Origin of the sequence: Thiomicrospira microaerophila (genome assembly GCF_000934765.1) — a bacterium.
Lineage (GTDB): Bacteria > Pseudomonadota > Gammaproteobacteria > Thiomicrospirales > Thiomicrospiraceae > Thiomicrospira > Thiomicrospira microaerophila.
In genome coordinates this window covers 24,110-48,241 of record NZ_JYNN01000001.1, presented here as the reverse complement: position 1 = coordinate 48,241, position 24,132 = coordinate 24,110, and the positions used below count along the sequence as shown (strand labels likewise).

The 24,132-nt window shown below is 46.6% G+C and carries 19 protein-coding genes; all 19 read right to left on the bottom strand.

Annotated features, from left to right (window positions below; all coding sequences use genetic code 11):
* Positions 1 to 150 precede the first annotated feature (150 nt).
* Positions 151 to 1,869, bottom strand: coding sequence for a 30S ribosomal protein S12 methylthiotransferase accessory factor YcaO (gene ycaO, locus NA59_RS00155; RefSeq protein WP_044406103.1), 1,719 nt, complete (start codon positions 1,867 to 1,869; stop codon positions 151 to 153).
* Positions 1,870 to 2,144: 275 nt separating this feature from the next.
* Complete coding sequence (hypF, locus tag NA59_RS00150) at positions 2,145 to 4,562, bottom strand: carbamoyltransferase HypF (RefSeq protein ID WP_083944802.1); 2,418 nt, start codon at positions 4,560 to 4,562, stop codon at positions 2,145 to 2,147.
* Positions 4,550 to 5,086 carry a HyaD/HybD family hydrogenase maturation endopeptidase gene (locus tag NA59_RS00145; RefSeq protein ID WP_052501349.1) on the bottom strand — a complete coding sequence of 179 codons (537 nt, stop codon included), beginning with the start codon at positions 5,084 to 5,086 and terminating at the stop codon, positions 4,550 to 4,552. The genes hypF and NA59_RS00145 overlap by 13 nt, the downstream gene beginning before the upstream one ends.
* Before the next feature lie 4 nt (positions 5,087 to 5,090).
* On the bottom strand, positions 5,091 to 6,791 hold the full coding sequence (locus NA59_RS00140; RefSeq protein WP_044406097.1) for a nickel-dependent hydrogenase large subunit: 1,701 nt from the start codon (positions 6,789 to 6,791) through the stop codon (positions 5,091 to 5,093).
* Between the two features lie 174 nt (positions 6,792 to 6,965).
* Positions 6,966 to 9,398: a hydrogenase small subunit gene (locus tag NA59_RS00135; RefSeq protein WP_044406094.1), complete on the bottom strand. Its 2,433-nt coding sequence runs from the start codon at positions 9,396 to 9,398 to the stop codon at positions 6,966 to 6,968.
* Between the two features lie 25 nt (positions 9,399 to 9,423).
* Positions 9,424 to 12,444 (bottom strand): type I restriction endonuclease subunit R, encoded by a 3,021-nt coding sequence (locus tag NA59_RS00130; protein WP_044406091.1) that lies wholly within the window; start codon positions 12,442 to 12,444, stop codon positions 9,424 to 9,426.
* A 31-nt stretch (positions 12,445 to 12,475) separates the two neighbouring features.
* Complete coding sequence (locus NA59_RS00125; RefSeq protein WP_044406088.1) at positions 12,476 to 13,141, bottom strand: retron system putative HNH endonuclease; 666 nt, start codon at positions 13,139 to 13,141, stop codon at positions 12,476 to 12,478.
* Entirely contained in the window at positions 13,141 to 14,457 is a 1,317-nt protein-coding gene (locus tag NA59_RS00120) for an AAA family ATPase (protein WP_044406085.1), read from the bottom strand. The genes NA59_RS00125 and NA59_RS00120 overlap by 1 nt, the downstream gene beginning before the upstream one ends.
* 324 nt (positions 14,458 to 14,781) lie before the next feature.
* A complete protein-coding gene (locus NA59_RS00115) occupies positions 14,782 to 15,324 on the bottom strand; it encodes a hypothetical protein (protein WP_044406082.1) in 543 nt (180 codons plus the stop codon).
* Positions 15,318 to 16,019, bottom strand: a complete 702-nt coding sequence (locus tag NA59_RS00110) for a DUF3800 domain-containing protein (protein WP_044406079.1) — start codon at positions 16,017 to 16,019, stop codon at positions 15,318 to 15,320. Before NA59_RS00110 ends, NA59_RS00115 begins: the two co-directional genes overlap by 7 nt.
* Positions 16,020 to 16,025: 6 nt before the next feature.
* Positions 16,026 to 17,330, bottom strand: a complete 1,305-nt coding sequence (locus tag NA59_RS00105; RefSeq protein WP_044406076.1) for a restriction endonuclease subunit S — start codon at positions 17,328 to 17,330, stop codon at positions 16,026 to 16,028.
* Positions 17,327 to 19,714 (bottom strand): type I restriction-modification system subunit M, encoded by a 2,388-nt coding sequence (locus NA59_RS00100; RefSeq protein WP_044406074.1) that lies wholly within the window; start codon positions 19,712 to 19,714, stop codon positions 17,327 to 17,329. Before NA59_RS00100 ends, NA59_RS00105 begins: the two co-directional genes overlap by 4 nt.
* Positions 19,715 to 19,944: 230 nt before the next feature.
* Entirely contained in the window at positions 19,945 to 20,289 is a 345-nt protein-coding gene (gene hypA, locus NA59_RS00095; protein ID WP_044406071.1) for a hydrogenase/urease nickel incorporation protein HypA, read from the bottom strand.
* A 24-nt stretch (positions 20,290 to 20,313) separates the two neighbouring features.
* The gene (gene hypE / locus NA59_RS00090) at positions 20,314 to 21,315 is read right to left on the bottom strand and encodes a hydrogenase expression/formation protein HypE (protein ID WP_044406068.1); all 1,002 of its coding nucleotides are present in this window, start codon (positions 21,313 to 21,315) and stop codon (positions 20,314 to 20,316) included.
* Complete coding sequence (gene hypD / locus NA59_RS00085) at positions 21,312 to 22,454, bottom strand: hydrogenase formation protein HypD (protein WP_044406066.1); 1,143 nt, start codon at positions 22,452 to 22,454, stop codon at positions 21,312 to 21,314. The genes hypE and hypD overlap by 4 nt, the downstream gene beginning before the upstream one ends.
* On the bottom strand, positions 22,455 to 22,730 hold the full coding sequence (locus NA59_RS00080) for a HypC/HybG/HupF family hydrogenase formation chaperone (RefSeq protein WP_044406064.1): 276 nt from the start codon (positions 22,728 to 22,730) through the stop codon (positions 22,455 to 22,457).
* An 11-nt stretch (positions 22,731 to 22,741) separates the two neighbouring features.
* Positions 22,742 to 23,491 carry a hydrogenase nickel incorporation protein HypB gene (gene hypB / locus NA59_RS00075; protein ID WP_044406062.1) on the bottom strand — a complete coding sequence of 250 codons (750 nt, stop codon included), beginning with the start codon at positions 23,489 to 23,491 and terminating at the stop codon, positions 22,742 to 22,744.
* Positions 23,492 to 23,532: 41 nt separating this feature from the next.
* On the bottom strand, positions 23,533 to 23,733 hold the full coding sequence (locus NA59_RS00070) for a hypothetical protein (protein WP_044406060.1): 201 nt from the start codon (positions 23,731 to 23,733) through the stop codon (positions 23,533 to 23,535).
* A gap of 230 nt (positions 23,734 to 23,963) precedes the next feature.
* Positions 23,964 to 24,092 carry a hypothetical protein gene (locus NA59_RS15650; protein ID WP_269763813.1) on the bottom strand — a complete coding sequence of 43 codons (129 nt, stop codon included), beginning with the start codon at positions 24,090 to 24,092 and terminating at the stop codon, positions 23,964 to 23,966.
* Between the last annotated feature and the right edge of the window lie 40 nt (positions 24,093 to 24,132).

The following is a 24,132-nucleotide window of genomic DNA, read 5'->3' as shown; positions in this document are numbered from 1 at the left end:
AAGCAATCTCCTGAACTAGTGCACAGTTGGCTGGAGATTGCCGCGTCGCGTTGCTCCTCGCAATGACATGGGTTTATGTTTTTATTGCAAACGCACCCCACACTCGTCATTGCGAACGCAGTGAAGCAATCTCCTAGTGCACAGCTAGCTTTACTCTTTCGCCTTCGCTAGATTGGCGCGCTGATACACCTGCCATAACGCCTGATGACGCTGGCTTTGTTCAAAAGCCGCCTGACCTAAGGCCAATCCCCAACAACATGCATCCCCGCTTATATGCGCTTCAACCTGCTCAACCATCGTCTCACCAAACAACATCACCCTACCATCACGATAAATCGCCGCATCTAAACCATCCAGCTCGATACCCAGCGCAAACTGCATCGCCTCATACACCACCGCCATTGGCTTGTCTGGATGCACATACGCTTTACAAACTTGCAAACTTTGATAAGCTGAGTCAAAATCCTTGGCATAGACCTCTAGCCAAAAACGTAAATCAATAATTTTCATATCATTCCAGACATCACCCGCATCCGGCATCAAACCGATTAACGACGCCACGCCCTGATGATCGCTAAAGCCAATTTCATCTAACAAATCAATCACCAGGCCTGGTTGAGAATCCAGCGCAAACTGATCCAGCGCTTGTCGAAGTTTTCGCCCGTCATTTTGATTTTTTACCAATAATTCATCCATTGGATAAACTTCTGACATGCCCGGCGCAATCATCCGACATGCATGAAAACCATAATGATCATAATGCGCGACATAGACATCAAAACCCTGCTGTTTGGCAAGATCCACCAGCCAAGTCCATTGCGCCTCGGTGGTTAAATCCCAATTCCAATCCACAAACGCAAAATCCGCTTGGCTTGAAATAAAACGCGCATTGATTAAGCCGCTCGAATCAATAAAATGATTTTCAAGGTTTTCGTCTTCGGCAATCGCCTGCTGGTCAAAACTCGGCACTTGGAATCCATCTAAAAATCCTAAGTGACGACCCTGCAAGGATTCCGTCAAGGTTCGCTCCAGCGCCACCTCAAACAACGGGTGCGCACCAAAGGATGCAAAACAACGCCCCTGTTTAGGATCAAACAAAGTTACATTCATCACCGGAAACTGACCGCCCAACGAGGCATCACGCACAGACACCGACAAACCTTGTGCACGCAAATCCGCCAATGAACGCTCAATCGAAGGAAAACGCGCAATCACACTATCAGGAACCTCTGGCAAGCAAATGTTCTCCTTGAGAATTTTGTTTTTCACCCAACGCTCAAAAATCTCAGACAAACCCTGCACCGCCGCCTCATAACGGCTATTGCCAGCGGACAAACCATTGCTGGCATACAGGTTACTCAGCAGATTCATCGGCACATACACTGTTTCATCTGTCAAAGCATGACGCATTTCAATCGCGCGGATTTGATCGCTATTGTCGTTAAAACTCAATAAATGCTCGCCAGTCAATTCTTGGTGCGGATCATAAACACGCCACATATCCGCATTCAAGCAAGACTTATAATCGGCTAGCGCAAAGGATTTTTCGTTTGGGTAGTACAACCAGGCCTGGTTGTTATCCAGCGCAGGTTCAAGATAATAATCAGAGAAAAAATAATTGGTGGATAAACGCTCTAAGAACTCACCTAGCGCACTCGCCAAGGTGGCCTTGCGGCTCGCTCCTTTGCCGTTGGTAAATAAACCCGGGCACACCTTGTCGTGAATATGCAACGAAAAAATATTTTCAATCGGATTTAGCCACTTCACCTCGTTAATATCAAAACCCTGCTCGGCCAATGTAGCTTGCATAAAGGCAATCGAGTTTTCTAAACTTTGATCCTTGCCCTTAATAAATGTCACTTCACTCATGCTTTTCACAACCTTTAAAAATCGTTAATTACTCAAAAATAAACAGCCTACTGACGCCTAGCCTGGAATTCAGACTAGTATAGCTGATTCGGCGATTATCCCCAACTCGCTCTTATTGCCGCGTCGCTGTGCTCCTCGCAATGACTGGGTTTATGTTGTCATTACGAACAAAAAAACCACGTCATTGCGAACGCAGTGAAGCAATCTCTCAAACCTGCGCACACCCTCAAGAGATGGCCGCGTCGCTTTGCTCCGCGCAATGACTGTTTTTTTATTTAATGGAACTGACGGTTTTTTTGCCCTACTGAATAAACTTGTCCGAGTGAAAGCCCGCCATCGTTTATCGGTGTTTTTTGTTGGAAATAGAACCGGCGTGATCCGAGTCTTATCACAACCTGTTGCATCAGGGTGACATTTTGGAATACACCACCAGACAGGATTAAGGGGCTATCTGGATAGCGCTGGCTAATCTCAACCACCGCATTCACCAAGGCATTAAAAAACCGCGTGACAACCTGCTGGGAGGATGCGCCTTGGGTGATATCCTGCCAAATGGCGGCGAGTAGGCTGGGGGTATCCCAGCCTTGTGGGGTGAGCGCCAGCGGATAGGCTTGATCGGAGGCTACACAACTTGATGGCGCACAACTTGATGGCGCACAACTTGATGGCGCACAACTTGATGGCACATAATAGGCTTCAAGCAATAAACCGCTTTGCCCTTCATAATCCAGTGTTTGCGCTAACCCCAACCAACTGGCGACACCATCAAACAAGCGCCCAACTGAACTGCTGAGTGGACTATTGAATCCGGTTTGATGCAATTGATGGAGGGCGCAAAGTTGCGGTTCGCTGAAGGCCTTGACCGCTGGATGGTCCAAGCTTAAAACCGCTTCCAATGGCAATAGGTTAAACAACCAGGCCAGCGCAATGCGTTTAGGCTGCTTAATCGCCAACTCACCGCCCAGCAAACGGCTAGGCATCAACCCGCAAAGATGCTGATAACCCTGGCGATCCGCTTGGATCAGCTCCCCGCCCCAAGTTTGCCCCTGTTCACCCAAGCCACTGCCATCCCAAACCAGCGCAATCACTGGCTCATCCAATTGGTGCTCTGCCATACAGGCCAGAACATGTGCATAATGGTGCTGCCTTGTTTGCCAAGCAGGCGCGCTCGCCATCTCAGTCGCCATCTCAGTCGCCATCTCAGTTGCACGCGCTTTGCCCCAGCGGTGGCTGGCATAATCAGGGTGGTTATCGGCGACAAATCCCTTGACACGGAGCTGGTAGAATCCCAGCGCGGTTTGTATTTGCTGTTCAAAACGATCCAGCGCCGCCAAACTCGACAAGTCGCCGCTATCGGGCATCAGCATAATATGCCGTTTTAAGCCTAGCGCCAAGGTTGATTTTTGCTGCCCGCCTAATCCCACCCAACCTTCAAGCTGATGGTGAAATGCAGGCGCTAAAGGGATCACCAACGGAGCGATGCCGCGTCCTAAGCGCAGGGTTTGATAGGTCTGCTGATTGATACATTGGACAATCGAGTCATCACAAGGATGAAGGATATCGCGGTTATAATCCAACACGCCATCAATCAAGCCCGCAAACTGGTTTCTCAGTTGTTCAAATTGATAGATAATCGGCTCGCCCGCCAAATTAGCACTGGTCGCGACCCAGGGCTGATTGGCCTGTTCAAATAGTAGATGATGTAGCGGGCTGTAAGCCAACATAATACCCAAACGCTGAATATCGGGCGCAACCTGTTCGCTGATTTGCCTGCTTGCGCCCTCTATGCCGCCGATAGCATCTAGGCGTTTGTTCAGCAACACGATCGGACGTGCGGCACTCGTGAGCCAATCTGCTTCTGCCGGGGATACCTGCGCCAATTTCTGTGCGCTGGCCAAATCAGCGCACAAAAGCGCAAAGGGTTTGGCGACACGGCGCTTTATCTGGCGCAAGCGTGCCACCGCTGCTGTTTGACTCGCATCACAGATTAAATGATAACCGCCCACACCTTTAAGCGCCAAAATAGCGCCATTTTGTAATTGCGTCACCGCCTGTTGAATAAGCTGAGTTTGATCGCCTGAGCGTTGAACCCATTCGCCCGTTGGGTCGGCAAGATACAGCTGCAAACTCGGACCACAGACTGGGCAAGTGAGACCTTGGCAATGAAACCGTCGGACTTCAGGCGCAATGTATTCTGTTTGACAATCGCCACACAAATCAAAGGGCGCAAGCGCGGTGCTAGCGCGTTCAAACGGTAGCGCTCGACTCACCGAATAACGAGGACCACAATCACTGCATTGAATAAAAGCGTCTTGATAGCGTCGGTTTTTAGGGTCGTGCAACTCGCTCAAGCACGTCTCACACACCGCACGATCGGGCGCAACAACCAGCTCTGTCAATGCGCCTTGATGAGCGGTTGAATGGATAACAAACTCGGTCATCTGAATCAGCGGATGAGAAGAAACCGAAATCCGATGCACCTGTGCTAAAGGAGGCAAATTGGCTTCAAACGCTTGGCGAAACCTGTTTAGCGCCTCTGATCGGCCTTGCACCACAACCTCCGCGCCCTGCGGATGATTGATCACCCAGCCGACTAAACGACTCGCTTGTGCCAAGCGACAGACATAAGGCCGCATCCCCACGCCCTGCACTTGACCGCTAATGAGCCAATGCTGACATATTAGGGATGGCATAAATCCACAATCTCGGTCGGTGTCAGCGGGCTTTCAACGGCTCGTGCCTGCACCCCCCAATCCGCCAACACTTCACAAGCCGTTTTTGCCATCAAGGGCATGGCATTTTGTACTGGCTCGGATAAATCAAACGCCACGGTTTCAATATCTTCTGGCGTCATCGCCACCACTTCAAGCGTGACATTCAAACTCAACAACCTAGCCATATCCAAGGCTTGTAATAATTCGATTTCGTGGGCGGTTTTGCGATATTGCCCAAGGTTTTGTAACGCGCTTAGCGGCAGGCGATAAACCCAACCAGGCCTGGTTGGCTGGGTGGACAAACTATCCAGAATCAAAAGCTGCCGATAATCATGAAAATAATCTAATAAACCCATTCCCAAGGTGCCGCCATCGACAAAATCCAGCTCGGTAGAAAACTTAAAATTACGTTGCAAATACTGCATTGCATACACGCCGAGCCCTTCGTCTTTAAACAACACATTGCCCAACCCCAGTACCGCTACTTTGGCTTGCCTAGACACCCGACTAGATCGCTTTAGGCTGAATGCGATAGGCCGCTAATTCGCTGCCCTGTGCATCAATCACATGCACCGCACACGCCAAACAAGGGTCAAACGAATGCACCACACGCAACACTTCAAGTGGATTCTGCGGGTCAGCCAAATGAATACCGATCAGGGAAGCTTCATAAGGCCCCGGTTGATTCTGTCCATCTTTAGGCGAGGCGTTCCAAGTGGTCGGCACTACCGCTTGATAGTTAGCGACCTTGGCCTCATCAATGCGCACAAAATGCGCGAGAGTGCCTCGCGGCACTTCAAAAATGCCCGCGCCTTGCGCACTAGTTGGCAAATCCTCGAACACATATTGGGTCCAGGTAGTTTCATCATAGTATTTAATGTTTTCAATCAACTCACTAGCAAAGGCAAAAATCGCATCACAGGTGAGTTCCGCCTCAATCGCCCGAGCGGCATTACGCCCAATCGAACTTGAAAAATCAATCAGTTCCAAATCACAGGTCTGCATAAAATCGTCTACATAAGGCTTGATCAGCGGCGCATCGCGCAAATAGCCAATGATCATCCTCGCCGCAGGGCCCACCTCCATCGCTTTACCTTGATAGCGCGGCGATTTAATCCAGCTGTATTTACCTTCGGTTTTTAAACTGCCATCGTCATTCAAGTCGGTGTATTCAGGCTCCGTGGTTTGCGCATAAGGCGAGCGCGGTTCGTTATCGGCATACCAAGAACGTGCGGCTTCTTCGGTGATATTGACTGGATCAAAATCGGCTACCTGATCAAACTGATGATCAAACACCACCCCCTGCGCAAATAAAGGCTCATTATTAAACAGCCGATAGCCGCCCGAACTCATAAAGTGTCCATGCCCTCGGCCTTCACCGGCTTTAATCGAATCACGATAGGCGCTCACCAGCATTTTCATGTCCGGCATATAGGCGCGCTTAATAAACTCACGTGCGTCTTTGATAATAAACAGATAATCATTCATCCGCTGAGGGTTGAGCATATCCATCACACTGGTTACGCCGCCGACCACTAGGTTTTGCGGATGCGGCGTTTTACCAGCAAAAATCGCAATCGCTTTACTAATCTCGCGCTGAATGCGCAAGGCTTCGAGGTAATGATGCATATGAATCAAATTTTGCTCAGGGCTAAATTTATAGGCACTATGTCCCCAATAACCATTGGCAAACAAACCTAATCGCCCTGCCTGCACAAACTGGGTGAGCTTTTGTTGGCTGGCGGCTAAATCACTCTGACTGCATTGATAAGGATGGCTATGCCATTGATGCGCCTGTTCGCTAGCCGCCTTGGGGTCGGCGGATAAGGCGCTCACTACATCAACATAATCCAATGAATGCAAATGATAATAATGCACCAAATGATCCTGCACAAACAACGCAAGCGTCACTAGATTCCGCACGATTTCGGCATTACGTGGAATCTCAATTTGATAAGCCTGCTCGACCGCACTGATCGAGGCGCGATAATGTACATTGGTACACACCCCGCAAATACGCTGCGCAATTAAACCGGTATCGCGCGGATCACGACCTTTTAATATGGTTTCGATACCACGAAATAACTGCCCCGATGCCCAGGCCTGGTTGACAATATTATGTTCATCCAGCTCGACTTCAATCCGTAAATGGCCTTCAATGCGTGTAACCGGATCAATAATAATTTTTTGTGTTGTTGGCTGACTCATCTGCTTCTCCTTAGCCCGGATGTTTCATAAATTCGCGTGATGATCGCGTAGGATATTGGTTTCCCAGCGCTTTTTTCGAAGGAGCGCTGTAGTTATTCATACAGCCGACTGAGAAAAAAGTGCTGGGGAATCAATATACCAGCGAGGGCGCGTGAACTTTATGAAATATCCGGGCTAGCTTGGCATACTAATAACTTTACGATTATTAGCGTACTCATCAAACGCGCGTTTTCCTTGTCCACAGGCAATACAGCCGTGTCCGACCTGTACTGGCCAAGAGGTGTTTTCGTTAAACTTCACGAGCGAGCAGTTAATATCCGCATAAGGCCCTTTACAGCCCATTTCAAACAAACACCAGCCTTTTTTCGCGCCTTCATCGCCCCATTCCTTAACAAACTCACCCGCATCATAATGACCGCGCCGCTCACAGTTATCATGTACACGCGGCGCATACGCCCAAAGCGGGCGGTTTTTACTATCCAGCGCCGGCATCTCACCGAGCATTAAATAATGCAACAAGGTGCCCACCACATTAATCGGGTTTACCGGACAACCGGGTAAATTAATAATATCCTCTCGCGCCAAGGCTTCCGCCACCCCGACTGCGCCCGTTGGGTTTGGCTTGGCCGCCACTACGCCGCCATCGAGTGCGCAGGAGCCAACCGCCATAATCGCCGCCGCTTTTTCTGCCACCCGCTTTAACAAGGCTTCGCCGGTTTCGCCCTTCGGCCCAATGCGCAAATACTTGCCCTCCATCGCCAGCGGAATTGCGCCTTCCACAATCAACAAATACTCGCCCGGATACTGTTCGATAATTTCATCCAAACGGGTTTCAGAATGTGGACCGGAAGCCGCCATCAATAGTTCGTGATAATCGAGTGAAATAAACTTGAGAATCAACTCATCAATGCTCGGGTTCACGGTTTTTATAAACGCCTCGGAGTTGCCACTGCAATCGGACAGCTCCAGCCAAATCACCGGCATTTTATTCAGTTGATAAACCCCTTGGCGCACCAAGTCTTGATAGACCGGCGGAAACTCAAGATTCAGCGTCATCATCGATACCCAGCCGTTAAAATCCTTGACCTTATCAAAGGCCGCGAGGGCTTGGTCAATTTCATTGATATCCAGCGGCGCATCCGGATGGAAGCGATTAAACTTGTCTAGTCGACGTTGGATTTTCTGCTGTTTTTTCTCCAACTCCGCCTGTTGCTGTGCCTGCTTTTTACGCGCCACTTCTTCAGGATCGACTTCGGTATTTGCAATCAAGGTGACCACTTCGTTTTTACAACGTCCACACACCCGCCCTGCTTGGCTATAGGCTTTGAGCTCCGCAAAATCGGTCACCGCGTTATCCGCAATCAGCGCTTGCAACTCAGCTTGATAAGCGCCGACACAACTACAGACCAAACGCCCACGTTCACTCACTAAACGGCTGGTGTAAAAGAAAGCGGGATCAACGGATTCATTCGACTCCATCAAGCGTTTCACCGCCATCGCATCCACATTGGTGTTCGCGCCAAAAAAGCGTACCAACTTATCCTGGTTAAGAATATATTGATCAATGCGCGGCGGATTATTTGCGCGTAACAACAGGGTTTCGTTAGCTTGATCTTTTGGGTTGTAGTCAGGCGAGGTGGCATCAATAAAATCAAACGCCCCCACTTTTAAGCCATCAATCGCCACCTGACGATGATATTGCGCTTGCGGGTCGGTTTTTAGAATATGGGCAATCGCCACATCGGCCTGCTGTTGACAATCGCGGGCATGACCAGCGCAAAAGCCCGTTTCATTGATTTCGGCGGCCTCACCCACCGCATAGATAAACAAATCATCACTGCGCATATGGCGATCCACCAAAATACCCCGCCCTATCGGCAAGGCATCTCGCGCAAAATCAACATTCGGCTGAATCCCAATACCAAAAATCACAAAGGGGTCGTCTATCTGGTGTTTCTTAGTGATTAACCGAGTAATCAGGCGACCATCGAGCTGTTTATCGACAATCTGGTCATTAAACACAATATTCACCCGAGGATCGGCTTCATAGGTCGCGCGCATCATCGCCACAATCGACGCATCGACATCCGGCGCATACAGCGCCTCATCGATCACCAACAGCGTGATGGCTTTAGGCTGTGGCATACGCACCAGCGTATCCAATAATTCCAAACCAATCGGCCCCGCGCCGACGATGACGATATGGCGATCTTGCAGATTTTTCGCAATCTTAAAACTATCATCCGCACTGCGAAAAGTAATCGCATTGTCAATCTGCGACAGATCAAACAGCGTGCGAGGCTCAGAACCGCTGGCAATAATCAGATAATCATAACCATAGGATTTATCGCCACAAAACACCTGTTTCGCTTTGCGCTCAATCCGCGTGACTTGATGATCAAGCTTAAGCTGCACCTGAGGCGCTAAATCGAGCGTAATATCTTCTAGCTGCGCCGTGCCCTCAACCAGATCACACAAATGAATCCGATCATAAGGCGCATAAGTCTCTTTTGATAAAATCAAAATCTCAAGCGAAGCATCCTGCGCCAAAAACTGGTTGGCAATATAATCCGCCGCAATCCCGCCACCAATAATCACAATTTTCATAACCGCCTCTCTGCTTTATCTCTGCTTAAAACGCAACCCGATGCTGCATCGTAGACTTAAATGCCATTTTACGCGCCTCATCCATAGCGATTAACCTATAAAAATCCAAGTCGTTTTTGCGCATTTTCAACATGACCTCTTGATATATTTTGTCAAATACCAAGTCTCGGTGATGCGGGTCGGTTTCATGCTTATACTTTGCTTCAAAGTCTGGGTGCGCTTTAATACTGTCTGCGATATTAATAAACTTCACCCGTTGTTCTTCCGGTGTCGCGCTCCAATCTTGGAACCAGCGTTCGTTAAATTCACGAATAATCTCATCCAATGGGTCTTCTTGCTTTTCACCGTGCGCACCACGAGGATTAGGGTTTTGTGGGTCAAGCTGCGTTTCTGTTGTATCCAACCCAATTGACTGATTCAACCTCACGCGTTCAAGGCCATACGAACTTAAATCAACCGACTCCAACAAAGCATCCAGCTGATCCGCTTGCGGGTCAGCCACTTTTAGCTTGGGTATTAAGAATTTTAAGAACCAAAACAGCTTTTCCCAGGCCATATTCTCATACGGCATAATCGATGCCATCTGCCCATAAATTTTAACAAACTGCTTTGCCTTAATTTTGAAGTCCGCTTGCTCTTCGTTTTCTAAATGCAATTCATGCTCAAAACGCTCAACCGCCACATCAATCATACTGCTCAAAGATTGGCCATCTACGCCATCAAAATAGTCTTTTGCAAAATTCTCGACTTCATACCACTCATACACCGCCACATCATCCATCGCGTCTTTTAAGTCATTCAGCACGTTTACATCCGTTGGCTCGCTTAAAGAGGTCGCTGTGTAGAAAGGATCAAAGGACTTTTTAATATCATCGGTACTGTTAAAGAAATCCAGCACAAACAAATCTTCGGTTTTCTTACCCAACTTAGGGGCTGAACGATTTAAGCGCGAAAGTGCCTGCACCGCCAGTACACCTTGCAACTTCTTATCGACATACATTGCGCTCAATTTCGGTTGATCAAAACCGGTCAGGTATTTATTCGCCACCACTAACACTCGATATTCATCGGTATCAAATTTATCTTTGGTGTCATTATCCGAAAAGCCATTCATATCTGACTCAGTGTAAACAATACCATCCACCGTCTTCTCACCCGAAAACGCCACAATGGCTTTGAACGTATTACCTCGTTGCGCCAGCAAGCGCTGAATCGCTTTAAAATAGCGAATCGCCATTTCAATGCTTTGGGTCACCACCATGCATTTGGCTTTGCCCTTCAGCTTTTTGGTATTGACTACATGGTTTACAAAATGATCCAGCATGATCTCGGCTTTGGTATCAATCGTCTGCTGACTTCGCTCAACATATGCACGTAACTTTTTTTGCGCTTTTGCGGTATCAAACTTTGGGTTTTCAGCAACCGATTTCTGAATTTCATAATAGGATTTATAGGTCGTGTAATTGGCCAATACATCCAAAATAAAGCCTTCCTCAATCGCCTGCTTCATCGAGTAAAGGTGAAACGGCACAAACGAGCCGTCTGGCTGTTGATGGCCAAACTTTTCTAAGGTTGTATTCTTGGGCGTCGCCGTAAAGGCCAAATAAGACGCATTGCCGCGCATTTTGCGTGATCGCATCGCTTGCAGAATTTTGTCTTGTGCATCCTCGTCCTCTTCAGAACCCATCGCTTCGTTCATTTTGCTATGCGCCGTGCCGCTTTGTGAGCTATGCGCCTCATCAATAATCACCGCAAAACGCTTATCGCTCAAATCGCTGAGGCCATCAATAATAAAGGGGAATTTCTGAATGGTGGTAATGATGATTTTTTTACCACTCTCCAACGCCGCTTTTAAATCGGCTGACTTATTGGCATGCGCAATAATGTTTTTAACCTCAGAAAAGTCTTTGATATTATCTTTAAGTTGCTGATCAAGAATGCGCCGATCCGTGACCACAATAACCGAATCAAACAACGGCGTTTCAAGCCCTTTTGCGCTCGGTACATCCTCAGTTTCTGGATAGGCTTCGATCAATTGATAAGCGACCCAAGTAATCGAGTTTGATTTACCCGAACCGGCGGAATGCTGAATTAAATAGGTTTGTCCTACGCCTTTGGTTGACACATCGCTTATTAACCGGCGCACCACATCCATTTGATGATAACGCGGGAAAAATAACGTGCGCTTATTGAGCGGATCTTTGCTTGAGCCATCCAAGCGAATGAAGTGCTGAATTAAGTTGGCTAGGCTTTGCTTGGTAAAGATTTCTTTCCATAAATAATCCGTTTTGTGCCCGTTAGGGTTCGGCGGATTGCCCTGCCCCTGATTGTGACCTTTGTTAAACGGTAAAAAGAAAGTACTCTGCCCGCTTAACTTGGTGGTCATGTACACCTCATCGGTATCAACGGCCATGTGAACTAAGCAACGCGCAAATTGTAATAACGGCTGGTTGGTGTCTCGGTCGGTGCGGTACTGCTTTTGACCATGATAACGCGCGTTCTGCCCCGTCCAAGCATTCTTTAACTCCAACGTCACTAACGGGATACCGTTAATAAACAACACCATATCAATTTCTTGCAACGGATTGGCTAACGAATAACGAAGTTGGCGCGTGACGCTAAAAATATTCGCTTCAAAATCTTGTTTAACCTGATCGCTACTACTGGCTAAAGGCGCTGGAAACATCAGATCAAAATGCACATCATCCAGGCTTAAACCTTTTTTCAAAAGGTGTAACACACCATGCTTTTTCGCTAACCGATCAAAACGCTCTAAAATTTTACGTTGCCAATCATTCGGGTTATGTTTTTGTAACTGCGATAACGTATCTTTTTGTGTTGTTTCAAGGAAAAGCCAAAACCATTTTTCATCCAAGGCATATTGCGCATTAAAGTCGGACGGCGTGCCTCGCTTAAAACCATTATGCACAACATAATCCGCAGGACTTTCAGCAACCAGGCCTGGTTGAAAATCCTCACGACACAACCCCGTTAATGCCAGCTCAATCGCGGCCTCTAATGCTTGTTCGTTGGTTTGGCTTACCATGTTTATTCCTTTCGTCTATTTAGCTCGAATATTAAGCAACCAAACGTTGCTGATTTGCGCTAAAAAATGAATAGAGCTTATCATTACAAGGGCACAAATATATCTGCATCAAATCATTTAGTGACCAATTATTGTTAAGGTGCTCATCAATCAATTCTTCCAGTTCATCAACCCAGTTTTTACGCTTATTTTTAAGATAAGCGCAATTGAGGTTCAATAAATCAATGGTGTATTCTGCCTTGAGCCTATCCGCCTCATTTAATTTATTGTTCGGCACAACCAGTCCATCAGAGAGATAAACAAAGTAATCTTGGCAACTATTATTTAACGGAGAAATAAAAAGGTTTGTATCAAAGCGCTCTCTCTTTGCATGACCGGCAAATAAATCAACATCACTGCGCTTCAGGTCATCCGAACTTAACGCATTCATTACCAAATTATGATAATCAAAGGTTCTTTGTGGATTAAGACTTTTGGGCTCAATATGTTCAATGTGAGACGCCAGCCCAAATTCATCGGGATTGATTTCGGAATAAGCACACAAACCTTGCTGTTCGTCGGTTAAGGTTTTGAGTAAACCGGCTTTATATTTAAATGATCCCCACCGAGTAGTTGCCTGCTCGCCTGTCGTCGGTGGTGTTTGATTAGACTGATCGAGTTGAAACCCACCACTACCATGTTTTGTGATAAAACGCATTAGTTCGTCTCACCTTTTAAGAACTGTTGACGGCGAATCGAGCGCTCAATTTTTTGCAACTGAGGGTGCGCTTTATTTAACTTTTCTTGAAGCAGACTAGATAAATTTTTCGCCTCCTCCGATGCATAATCACCTTGATCAACCAATTCAGTCAACCTATCTAAACTCTGTTTTTCGGCAATCGGTGGTTGAGGGTCTACGCCCATAATCGCTTCAAGCACATCATTGCTTGGCTCACCATAAGAATGCGCTTTAGGTTCTTCGGCTATCATTTCGCCATTAAACTCGGACAATACCCGAATAGATTCCCTGGGAACAGTCGAAAGCACTTGAGGGCTATGCGTCGTCACAATAAATTGAATATTAGGGAATGTTTTTGTCAACGATTGAATAACTCGCTGCTGCCATTCCGGATGAAGATGCATATCGACTTCATCAATCAAAACGATACCTTCTGTTTTTTGCGCTGCATCCTCACCAAAATGCGGATTAAGTTTTGCACAACGCCACGCCATATCCGCGACCATCGAGACCATCGCCCGCACCCCATCACTGAGTAACGATACCGGCAACGGGCCAAGTTGATCATGCGTCATGGCAAGTTCTTCATGTGGGATGCTGTAATGAAAATTTCGCCACCCCTCTGATTCGAGAACTTGATTAATACTATTTTGAACACAAGCCAGCTGGCGCTTTAAATTCGAGCCGCTATCTTCACCCATCGCACCTTCTTGAATCACCGCGAAGGTGGCTTTTATCATCCATTCTTGTACTTGCTTATAGGACGAGGCGGCACTAAAACAGTCTTCATACCCCATACTACGGCTTGCCGTTAAAACCAACTTTCGTTTCATGTTTTTGTGACTATTCCAAAGCCTTCCTGAACCGTAGTAAGCCAACAAGGGCAACGAAACCTCTTGGTTTGAGGTCAATGACTGCGCTAACGATTTAGCATATTGATTAATTTCAAATGCATCTCCGGTTGTGGTTCTGCCTTTCGGGCCGCGTAATTCTCTTAAAATCTGATGTGGCTGTTTAGAAAAGTAAACATCAGCAGACACAGAAACCGGATAGCATTGATCTTTTTCAAGATTTTTAAATGTAGAAATGTATTTGGCATCATATCGATCAAAATTGCGTGCTTGCCCAAACTCAAAGCTTGAAAAATAAGAACCCAGAGCGACAGTGCTACCATCTAAAATCGAGGTTTTACCTTGGCCATTTTTTGCAACAATCACCGTTAAACGCGGATGAAAACTCATGCGCAATTCGCTAAATCGTCGGAAATTACATAATGTTATTTGCTCTATTCTCATAAACTTTCTGCTTAGTTAATCGCTTTTTTAAAATTAAATTGCAGGACTTTCAGCAACCAGGCCTGGTTATTCCAAGCTGAACTTATTCAACTCACCCAACGATCAATTATCGGCCAACCTGTACACAAAAAAAACCTAACCCAATAATTTAATTAAACTTTTAATCCTAATTTTTTATCTTATAGGTAAAGTTTCAATTAAAAAAATATTTATTAACATTGACACAGGCACCTAAATCAATCAAAATTGTCTTCGCTCACCTACTATTAAGTAGAAAGAGGTGACCGTATCGCCCGGTCCATAATAGGCGACCATTTCCTCTATTCAAAACCACTCACACTCAAACAACTCAGGATCTGTTTTCAAATAGTTTTGGTATCGAGCGTTAAAATCTCGCTTTTTCCCTTCATGATCTAGATAAAAACTTGTCACCAAAAACGAACTGGATCTGCCTAGTTTTTGCAAGATCACAACGAAATCCTCCTCAAAAGCCCATAAATACAAACGAATATCTTTTTTCCTATTGGTTTCACGGTGATAAAAAAATCTAATGCTTTCATCATCATGGTGAGTCAAAATTTGCTTTACCCATTCTAAACGGCTTGCTCTATCGAAGTCCAAATAGCGATCAACAACCCGCCAAACCGGTTTGCGGTTTTCCCAAACCTTTTCTTTAACATCTCTTGTCGTCAAATGCCAAAAATCCATTTCTTTGTCATCATCTTTTCGATGACTTCTTGGATTGATATAAATTTGATCAGCAAGATAAGTATCACTTTCAATAAAATCTCGACAAAATATTTCATAAAGAACATCGATAATTTCAGTTGCATCGATTCGGTTAAGCGCCAATGGTTCCGTTAGCATTGCGTCCCTCTCGGCACAAAACGAAAAACGTTAAAACTTTCTTCCCAAGGTGGAGTTGAACAATTCAAACCACGACGCAACTTTGTCTCTAAGTAATTTACAAATTGATTCTTGATTGCACTCAAATGATCAATATCTGACCGACTTTTATAAGCCACAGCCCCTATCAATAAATCGGACACCTGAATCAATTGGGATTCATAGGACTGAACAATTGTAGTACTGATATTCAAAGGCCAACCCGTTCCCTTCTGTAACACATCACAAAGTTTTTTTGTTTTCTCAGCCCCCAGCGTGTCCATGTAATCCAAATAGATTCGATATTCATTGCCCTCCTTAAAGAAGTCCCTCAAGGTGTAGTAAAACATCTTGTAATAAAAATCACTATGCGACCCAGCATTGTACTGCTGGTGGTCTAAAGTGTTCTTATTTAGCACTACAGTAGCTTTAAAATTGACTTCGGGATCATCCAAAATCAAATCAATGATCGCTTGGTAAAGCGGCCATTGATGCTTATGGAGCTTACTCCACTTCAACTCCGGAGAGAATGCGTGTTGATGGCGCAACCATTTAATATGACGAGTCAGTTGTTCGGCTTTTTTGGCAGTACAATGCAAAGCCCCCAAAACCATGACATCGCTTCCATCATGCTGAAGGTGACAGCTTTCATCGCAAAATAGCTTATAAACAGACATTTCTGATCATCCTTTTAACCTAGTCTCTGGAGTGATTTTGATTTTGCCGGTGACGGCGCTGTTGATTAGCGTGGTTTTGTATTCTTTGAGTTTATCGATTTGTTGCTGTTGTAAACCAATCGCTTGGTCGATTTTCTGGGATTGTTTTTCGATGAATTTGACAATTTCATTTTGTTCATCGAAAGGTGCAAAACCAATTTTCATGGCAAATAGCATATGACCGTAAAATCTAAGTCTAGATGAGTGCAAGCCTGTTGAAACTTTGTTGTAATACTCGACATAGTTGGTTGTTTTCAACAAAAGCTCTAAATACTTAGGGTTAAATGTGTTGTGAAAACGCTCTCTAAAAACACCATAGGCCGGGCTAACAATACCTGTTCTATCTGATACGCCTAAGGCTCCCATCCAAGCCCACATGATATTTATAACTAAATCACCAGAACGACAAAGCTTTGAACCAGAGTAATCTTCGGACATAAACATGGTTACGTTTTTCTCAGACCTAGGGGTTACTCCAGTCATATGAGAAACTGAAAGTAATTCCTCTTGCCCAGTTTGCGAGCGCTCATCTATCTCTTTTAATAAGTACTTAGTCCTCTTAACCTCCCAATGGGCTGGGATTTGGCCGATCCAGTCTATGCCGCTGTCTTTCATTGGAGCATCGGGGTTTAGGCCTTGGGTGACGGCGTTTTGGATAAGGATTTGTTTGCGCTCTTTCAGCAAGACGATTTGCTTTTGTTTAATCGCCACCGCTTGATCAATTTGCGCGGTTTTTTGGTCGAGGAAGTTGGCAATTTTAGCCTGCTCATTTAGTGCAGGTATAAATGACTTAAAGCCTAGAAAAGAGTCTTTAGGAATTGTATTTCTTAGTCCTCTATACAAAGGCTTGAGTCTTTTTGTAGCGTCGAGGTTTAAATAAAAATAGTACAAAAACTGCCTATCAAAGCCTTTATTAACCGAAAACACCGTGTATGCGCCAGTAATCATCCCCTCGAAATTAGACAAGCCTACAGTTCTCGGAGTTTCTTCAACATCAAATAAACAAAAAACGAAGTCTCCTTTTTTAACTTCTTGGTAAGTATCAAACTCAGCCGGAAACTTTCCTTCAGGGTTTTCCATATCTCTTTTAACAATGCCTTTTAAAGTTAAAGACAACAAATCATAATCATGAGAACGCTTACCTACTTGGGTCTTTTTTAAGGTAAATAGACGTTTATTGGGTATTAGCTCCCATTCCTCAGGCATCTCCCCCAACCATTCAACCCCTGAATCTTTATAGCGGTCATATTTCGGCATAGTTGCAAGCGTCATAGATCACCCTGCACCTTTTTTACTGACACGCCCAGTATTTCGGCAATCAGGCCTTCGGCTTGTTGTTCTAACGCAATAATTTCTTGCGCTACGGCTTCCATAGAGCGCAAAGGTTTATGCTGGTAGAAATATTTATTGAAACTGATTTCGTAACCGATTTTTACTGAATCGAGATTAATCCATGCTTCGTCCACATGGGGTTTTACTTCGGCTGCAAAGTAGTCGTGAATCGATTGGTTGAGCGGTATAGATTCACTGTCGCGTAAATCACTGCTCGATTCACAGGTGATAAAATCACCTTTTTTACCCGTAGGGAAATAACCGTAATCCGGTAAATCGGCTTCGGTGCAGTTCAAGTGGTTTAAGAGTTGAGTCAGTTTATCGCTGCTTAGTTTTTCAATTTTCTTAATGACCTTAACGGCCGCTTCGTTATACCAACTGACCGCATTGAGAATCGCTTTTTTCTCTGGGGCGCTGAGTTTAATTTTCTCGGCCTTTATCGCATCATTCACCTGCTCACTAAAACCATTAAAATCGTCGGTTTGTTGTGTACCCACCTTAGCCATTAACACTTCTGCAGTTTGCAGTAGATCACGTTGTTTTAACCAGGCCTGGTGGTTAAGGAGGTTTTTACGTTGCTTGGTGTTGAGTTCGATTTGTTGGTCTTCGAGCGCCTTAATAATCTCATCGGCCTTGTCGGTTAAAAAGCCAGCTTGATACACGGCATCGCGATAGGTGTCATACACCCATTGCATCGGTTCGAGTAGGCTTTTGTCAAAACGTAAATCGGCAAGTCGATCACTACTAAACTGTGCACTGCGACGATCTGGGCGTTCAATCGTGACTTTGTAATAGCCAAAATCGCTGTTATCAAAAACCTTGCTCGCCAGCCCTATCGGGTCGTTATTGGCGTCTTTTTTTCGCTCGACTGAGGCGCAATCCAGATAGGTTTGTACTATCTGTTGAATATGTTCGGGTGCAAATTCGCAGTTTTTGTTGCCGAGATTTTTGCGCAATTTACGATAGAGTAAGCTGGCGTCAATCAACTGCACCTTGCCTTTGCGGTTATCGGGTTTGTTATTGTTGAGCAACCAAATGTAGGTGGTAATACCGGTGTTATAGAACAAATTATTCGGCAGTTGCACAATCGCATCCAAGCTATCGTTTTCGATAATGTAACGGCGAATATTGCTTTCGCCACTGCCTGCGTCGCCGGTAAACAAGCTGGAACCATTGTGAACCGAAGCGATGCGTGAACCCAAGGCGCTATGGGCGGGGTCTTTCATTTTGCTGACCATTTCCATTAGAAACAGTAACTGCCCATCGCTAGAGCGCGGTGTGGCATCGGCGGGTTCGATTTCGCCCCAATAGTTTGTTAGCTCAACTTTAAAGCGTGGATCGACCACATCCTTGCCGTCTTTAATCGACTTTTGATCAGCACCCCAGCTTTTGCCGTAAGGCGGGTTGGAGAGCATAAAATCAAATTTATTACCCGCAAATTCATCCGTTGACAGCGTGGAGCCGACTTTAATATTTTCTGGGTTATTGCCCTTGATCATCATGTCGGATTTACAAATGGCGTAGGTTTCGTCGTTGATTTCTTTGCCGTAGAGGTAAATATCGCGGTTATCGCTGGGGTATTTTTCTTCGATGAAATTTTGCGCCTCGGTCAGCATGCCGCCACTGCCGCAGGCTGGGTCATAGACGGTAAGCGTAAGCGGTAAGTTGTCTTTAAGCGGATCGAACACCAAATGGGTCATCAGCTCAATCACTTCACGCGGGGTAAAGTGCTCACCGGCTTCTTCGTTGTTTTCTTCGTTGAATTTGCGAATCAGTTCTTCAAACACATAGCCCATGCCTAAATTAGTTAGGGCGGGCATTTTATTGCCATTCGGGTCTTCAATCTCATTCGGGGTGAGGTTTATGTAGGGCGAAACAAACTTTTCTAGCACATCCAGCAATACGTCTTTGCTGGCCATATGGCGTACTTGCGATTTGAGTTTGAAACGCTCAACGATTTCTTTAACGTTATCGCTAAAGCCAGCTAGATATTCTTCAAAGTTAGCCAGTAAAATCTGCTGGTTATTGGTGGCGGTGCTGAACAGGCTTTTGAGTGTCCACTTAGAGGTATTGTAAAACACATAACCCGATGCTTCGCGTAATGGCGCATCGTCTAGTTCCACGGCGTCCATTTCTTCTTTCTGGAACTTAACCTCGTCTAACACCGCCTCTTTGGTCGGCTCTAGTAAGGTATCCAGGCGGCGTAACACCACCATAGGCAATATCACATCACGGTATTTACCGCGCACATAAACATCGCGCAAACAATCATCGGCGATACTCCAGATAAAAGAAACAAGCTTGTTGTGAACACCGTGATCCATTAGTAACCCTTTAAATTATTTTTTCGATTTAAGTATTATAACGGTTCTATCACCGAGTTAGGTTCACTTCTCTAGGTGAATCTGTAATAACCAAGGTAAACGCCGCTTAATAATACAAAAAACCATAGTAATAGGCATGATTAACCGCTTCCACGCTGTGAATCACTAGAAAATGCTCGTCCAGATACTCATTAACTTAGTGGCCGTAACACACAGCAAGGCCCTAATTCTTAACGCATTTCCAATTGCATCAGCAATAGATCTTCACCCGCTGTTATCCGAACCGCGCCGCTTTGGCATTTTGGGCAGCGGTAGTCATGCGGCTTGGCTTCGCCTTGATAACCACAGTCATCACACTGCAAGATAATCGGCTGTATCTGCAGCACTAGCTCCGCATCCGCACACCCGGGTTCGCTTAACTTAAAGGTATCAAACGCCCGCGCAAATAACGCGGGTTCAACGCCGCTTAGCTCACCGATTTGTACCACCAGCTTGTCAATCTGTCTGGCTTGGTGCTGTTGCAGATAATCGGCGCATTGATCCACTAAGGCTTGCACCACTGAATATTCATGCATCTTGCGTCATATCAATTATCCTGGTTAACAAATGCGCGGTAAAAGCTCGCCTTTCGGCCAGTCTAAAATGCGCTGGGTACCCCATGCAGTTTGCATCACCACCCGACTTGGTTGGGCGGCACGTACTTCGCCGATATAGGCGGCTTGTTGGCTGTCAGTCAGTTGCTGCAATATCGATAAGGCTTGCTCAACTTGCGATTTTGGCAAGGCGATGAGCATCCGCCCCTCATTCGCTAAATCATACGCTTCAAACCCTAACAGCTCACACAAACCCTGTACCGGTTCACTGATGGGCAAATAGGCTTCTTCAATCCACAAACCCAAGCCTGTCGCCTGCGCCCATTCGTTGAGTACCGCTGCCACGCCCCCGCGAGTGGCATCGCGCAACGCATGAAGGTGGATGCCTGCTTGAATAAGCGCATCAACCTGTGGCCATAAGAGTGCGCAATCGGTTTGCAATTCCGTGGTGAGGTCCAAACCTTCGCGTGCCGCCATAATTACCGCACCATGGCGGCCAATATCCCCTGAGATCAGCAACGCGTCGCCCGCTTGAATCTGGTTCATGCCGGGTGCGGGTTGACATTGCACTTGACCGACACCAGAGGTATTAATAAAGACCTTATCTACCGCTCCCTTAGGCACGACCTTGGTGTCACCGCAGACTAATTGAGCGTTTGCTTGTTGCAGTGCTTGCGCCATCGAACCCACAATACGCTCCAAATCGGCATAGGGCAGGCCTTCTTCAATAATAAATCCCGCACTGAGGCAACCAGGCCTGGCTGAACGCATCGCTAAATCATTCAGGGTACCGACTACCGCGAGTTTACCGATATCGCCGCCGTTAAAAAACAACGGGCTCACTGTGTAGCTATCAGTGGTAAACGCCAGCGAGCCAGAAAGTGTCATCAGCGCGGCATCCTCGGCCTGCGCGAGAATCGGGTTGTTAAAGTAACGGTAAAATAACTGTGAAATCAGTGCTTGGCTTTCCAGCCCACCGCCCCCTTGGCTTAACTGAATCCTGTTCACCTTACCTCCACCTCGATTTGTGTCACTTTGGCATAACGATAATAGGCATGACAAGCGCCTTCGCTCGACACCATGCAACTGCCCAAAGGGCGTTCAGGATCACAGCCTTTAGCAAACACCTTACAGTCCTGCGGCTTGGCGCGTCCACGTAAAATATCACCACAAATACAGAGTTTGTGATCATCAATCGGTTGATTGGATAACAAGCTCGCAAACTGAATTTCGGCATCATACGTCTGCCATGGCGCTTTAAGCTGAAGCGCACTCAACGCAATATCCCCCAAACCGCGCCAGCGAAACATCGCACGCGGCTCAAAAAAACGCGCGATTAGCGCTTGGGCTTTTAGATTACCCTCCCAATCCACCGCACGGCTATATTGCACAGCCAAACGCGCTTCACCGGCGAGGGTTTGTTCAACCAGTTGCAAAATACTTTGCATCACATCGACAGGTTCAAACCCGCTAACCACCATTGGCAAGCCATAACGCGCTAAGAGCGGCTGATAGATTTTTGCGCCCGTTATCACGCTCACATGCGAGGGGGCGATCAGCGCATCAATATGACAGGGCTGCTCGGCTAATAGCGCCGATACCGCAGGCGGTACTAGCACATGATTGATATGAAAAAACAAATTACGCACACCCAGCGCCTCGGTTTGCGCTAACAGCGCGGCGGTCATTGGGGTGGTGGTTTCAAAGCCAATTGCAAAAAAGATCACTTGCTTATCGGGATGTTGTTGGGCAAGACTCAACGCCTCCAACGGCGAATAGACCGCGCGAACATCCGCGCCTTGTGAACGCGCTTTTGCCAAGGATTGGGTTGAGCCCGGCACGCGCAACATATCCCCCAGCGTGACCAGAATATGATTCGCTGGCTGGGCCAAGGCTATCGCCTGATCAATCCGCTCCTTGGGCATAATACACACGGGACAACCTGGCCCGTGAATAAATTCAATGTTTTTCGGCAAACGCTGAGGCAGCGCATAGCGCATAATGGTATGGGTGTGCCCACCGCACACCTCCATAATCCGCAGCGGTTTTGACAAGCGCGCCGCCGCCTGTTCAATTTGATGAGCCAAGGCTTGCAAAGTCGCTGGATCACGAAACCCATCAAACAAATCTTTGAGCACCAATGACATTTAAACTGACTCTCGGTCTAAGCGATGCGCATTGTCATTCACGTCATCGCGGCCATTATCCTGCTCAAGCATCTGTTGATAAAGTGCTAAACTCTGCTGGGCATCCTCGGCATCCATCACATTCATCACAAACCCGACATGAATCAGCACATAATCGCCTAGCTTGACCTCATCGCCCATCAGCGCCAAACTCGCATGGCGCTGCATCCCCAACGTATCGACCCAAGCGATATCCTGTTCAATCCGCACCACTTGCGAAGGAATAGATAGACACACTCGCCCTCTCCTTAATGACGCATTTTGCGTTTGAATTCAATCCATTCCACCACGCGCTCAATCGAGCTCGCATCACGGGTGGATAAGGTCAAAATATCCACATTCGGTTTTACCCGCCGCGCCGCCGCCTTCACCGCGTCGAGGTCAAAATCAAAGTGCGCCAATAAATCCAGCTTGGTGATTAACACCAAATCGGCTTTTTGAAACATCACTGGATATTTATCCACCTTGTCATCGCCCTCTGGCACCGATAGCAACACTACATTTAAATGACTGCCGACATCATAGCTAGCCGGACAAACCAAATTGCCGACATTCTCAATAAAACACACATCTAGCTGATCCAGCGGCATCGCATGCAGCCCTTTGTGCACCATAAATGCATCTAAATGGCAGGCCGTGCCGGTTTGGATTTGATGCGCCACAATGCCCTTGGCTTGGATACGCTCGGCATCGCGGTTGGTTTCTAAATCCCCTTCAATCACGCCAAAGCGTAAACGGCGCGTTGGCAAATCGGCGATGGCTTCGAGCAAACTGGTTTTACCACTGCCCGGGCTCGACATCAGATTAAGCGCCAACACCCCGGCTTTATCAAAGTGCGCACGATTATGCGCGGCCTCTTGATTGTTTTTATCTAAAATCTGATGAATCACCTGCAGCGTTTTGCTGTCATTCAACTGCGGGTTTAGTTTCAAATTATCCAACACCAACCGCTTAGCGGGTTTTGAAGGCGCAAGGCTACAGCCACAATCTTCACACATAATCTTAACTCCTAAAGGATTCTAAAAGGGTTCTAAAAGCTTTAACGGCGCCCCTTACTCCAAACCCAATAACCCGCCACTAACAGCGCGACAAAAAAGCCCAAGCTCGGCAAATGCTGTAAAAAGCTATCATAAAAATGCACATGGTGATAATCGGTTTCATGCGCAACGGCCAACCCCGCCACCGCCAAACCGCCCATCACAGCGAACGCCCTAAACAGCGATAAATAAAATGGTTTCATAGTTGCCTCCTACTTTGGTTAACAATAGATTTGTTGATTATAAACCATAACCGCCAAGCGTAAGCCACGACACATCGCCATCAGGAAAAACGCATCCTAAATAAATAACAAATCAACAAGTTAACCTCGTTCCCACGCTGTGCGTGGGAATGCAGACCGATTTAACCTATGAAACAGCGCTCGAACCCAAGTCCAAGGCGCTCTCACGTTGAACATCATTGCCATTAAGCTTAGAAAATGCCCGTCATCGCGAGGCCGAAGGCCGTGGCAATCTCTGACAGACTGAGCACGCCTTTGAGATATTCAGGCTTCGCGCTGACTTCGTTGGCCGCATCGCTGTGCTCCTCGCAATGCCCCATTTCTTTTACCCAGAGCCGTCATCCTGCTCGAAGTCGCAGG

Bases quoted from the DNA above. Each gene is read 5' to 3' on its own strand.
- NA59_RS00140 (WP_044406097.1), bottom strand. From the start codon at position 6,791: ATGAGTCAGCCAACAACACAAAAAATTATTATTGATCCGGTTACACGC.
- NA59_RS00115 (WP_044406082.1), bottom strand. From the start codon at position 15,324: ATGCTAACGGAACCATTGGCGCTTAACCGAATCGATGCAACTGAAATT.
- hypD (WP_044406066.1), bottom strand. From the start codon at position 22,454: ATGTCATTGGTGCTCAAAGATTTGTTTGATGGGTTTCGTGATCCAGCG.
- NA59_RS00135 (WP_044406094.1), bottom strand. From the start codon at position 9,398: ATGAAAATTGTGATTATTGGTGGCGGGATTGCGGCGGATTATATTGCC.
- NA59_RS00125 (WP_044406088.1), bottom strand. From the start codon at position 13,141: ATGCGTTTTATCACAAAACATGGTAGTGGTGGGTTTCAACTCGATCAG.
- NA59_RS00100 (WP_044406074.1), bottom strand. From the start codon at position 19,714: ATGGATCACGGTGTTCACAACAAGCTTGTTTCTTTTATCTGGAGTATC.
- hypF (WP_083944802.1), bottom strand. From the start codon at position 4,562: ATGCCATCCCTAATATGTCAGCATTGGCTCATTAGCGGTCAAGTGCAG.
- NA59_RS00120 (WP_044406085.1), bottom strand. From the start codon at position 14,457: ATGAGAATAGAGCAAATAACATTATGTAATTTCCGACGATTTAGCGAA.
- NA59_RS00070 (WP_044406060.1), bottom strand. From the start codon at position 23,733: ATGAAACCATTTTATTTATCGCTGTTTAGGGCGTTCGCTGTGATGGGC.
- NA59_RS00105 (WP_044406076.1), bottom strand. From the start codon at position 17,330: ATGACGCTTGCAACTATGCCGAAATATGACCGCTATAAAGATTCAGGG.
- NA59_RS15650 (WP_269763813.1), bottom strand. From the start codon at position 24,092: ATGGGGCATTGCGAGGAGCACAGCGATGCGGCCAACGAAGTCAGCGCG.
- NA59_RS00130 (WP_044406091.1), bottom strand. From the start codon at position 12,444: ATGGTAAGCCAAACCAACGAACAAGCATTAGAGGCCGCGATTGAGCTG.
- hypB (WP_044406062.1), bottom strand. From the start codon at position 23,491: ATGTGTGAAGATTGTGGCTGTAGCCTTGCGCCTTCAAAACCCGCTAAG.
- hypA (WP_044406071.1), bottom strand. From the start codon at position 20,289: ATGCATGAATATTCAGTGGTGCAAGCCTTAGTGGATCAATGCGCCGAT.
- ycaO (WP_044406103.1), bottom strand. From the start codon at position 1,869: ATGAGTGAAGTGACATTTATTAAGGGCAAGGATCAAAGTTTAGAAAAC.
- NA59_RS00110 (WP_044406079.1), bottom strand. From the start codon at position 16,019: ATGTCTGTTTATAAGCTATTTTGCGATGAAAGCTGTCACCTTCAGCAT.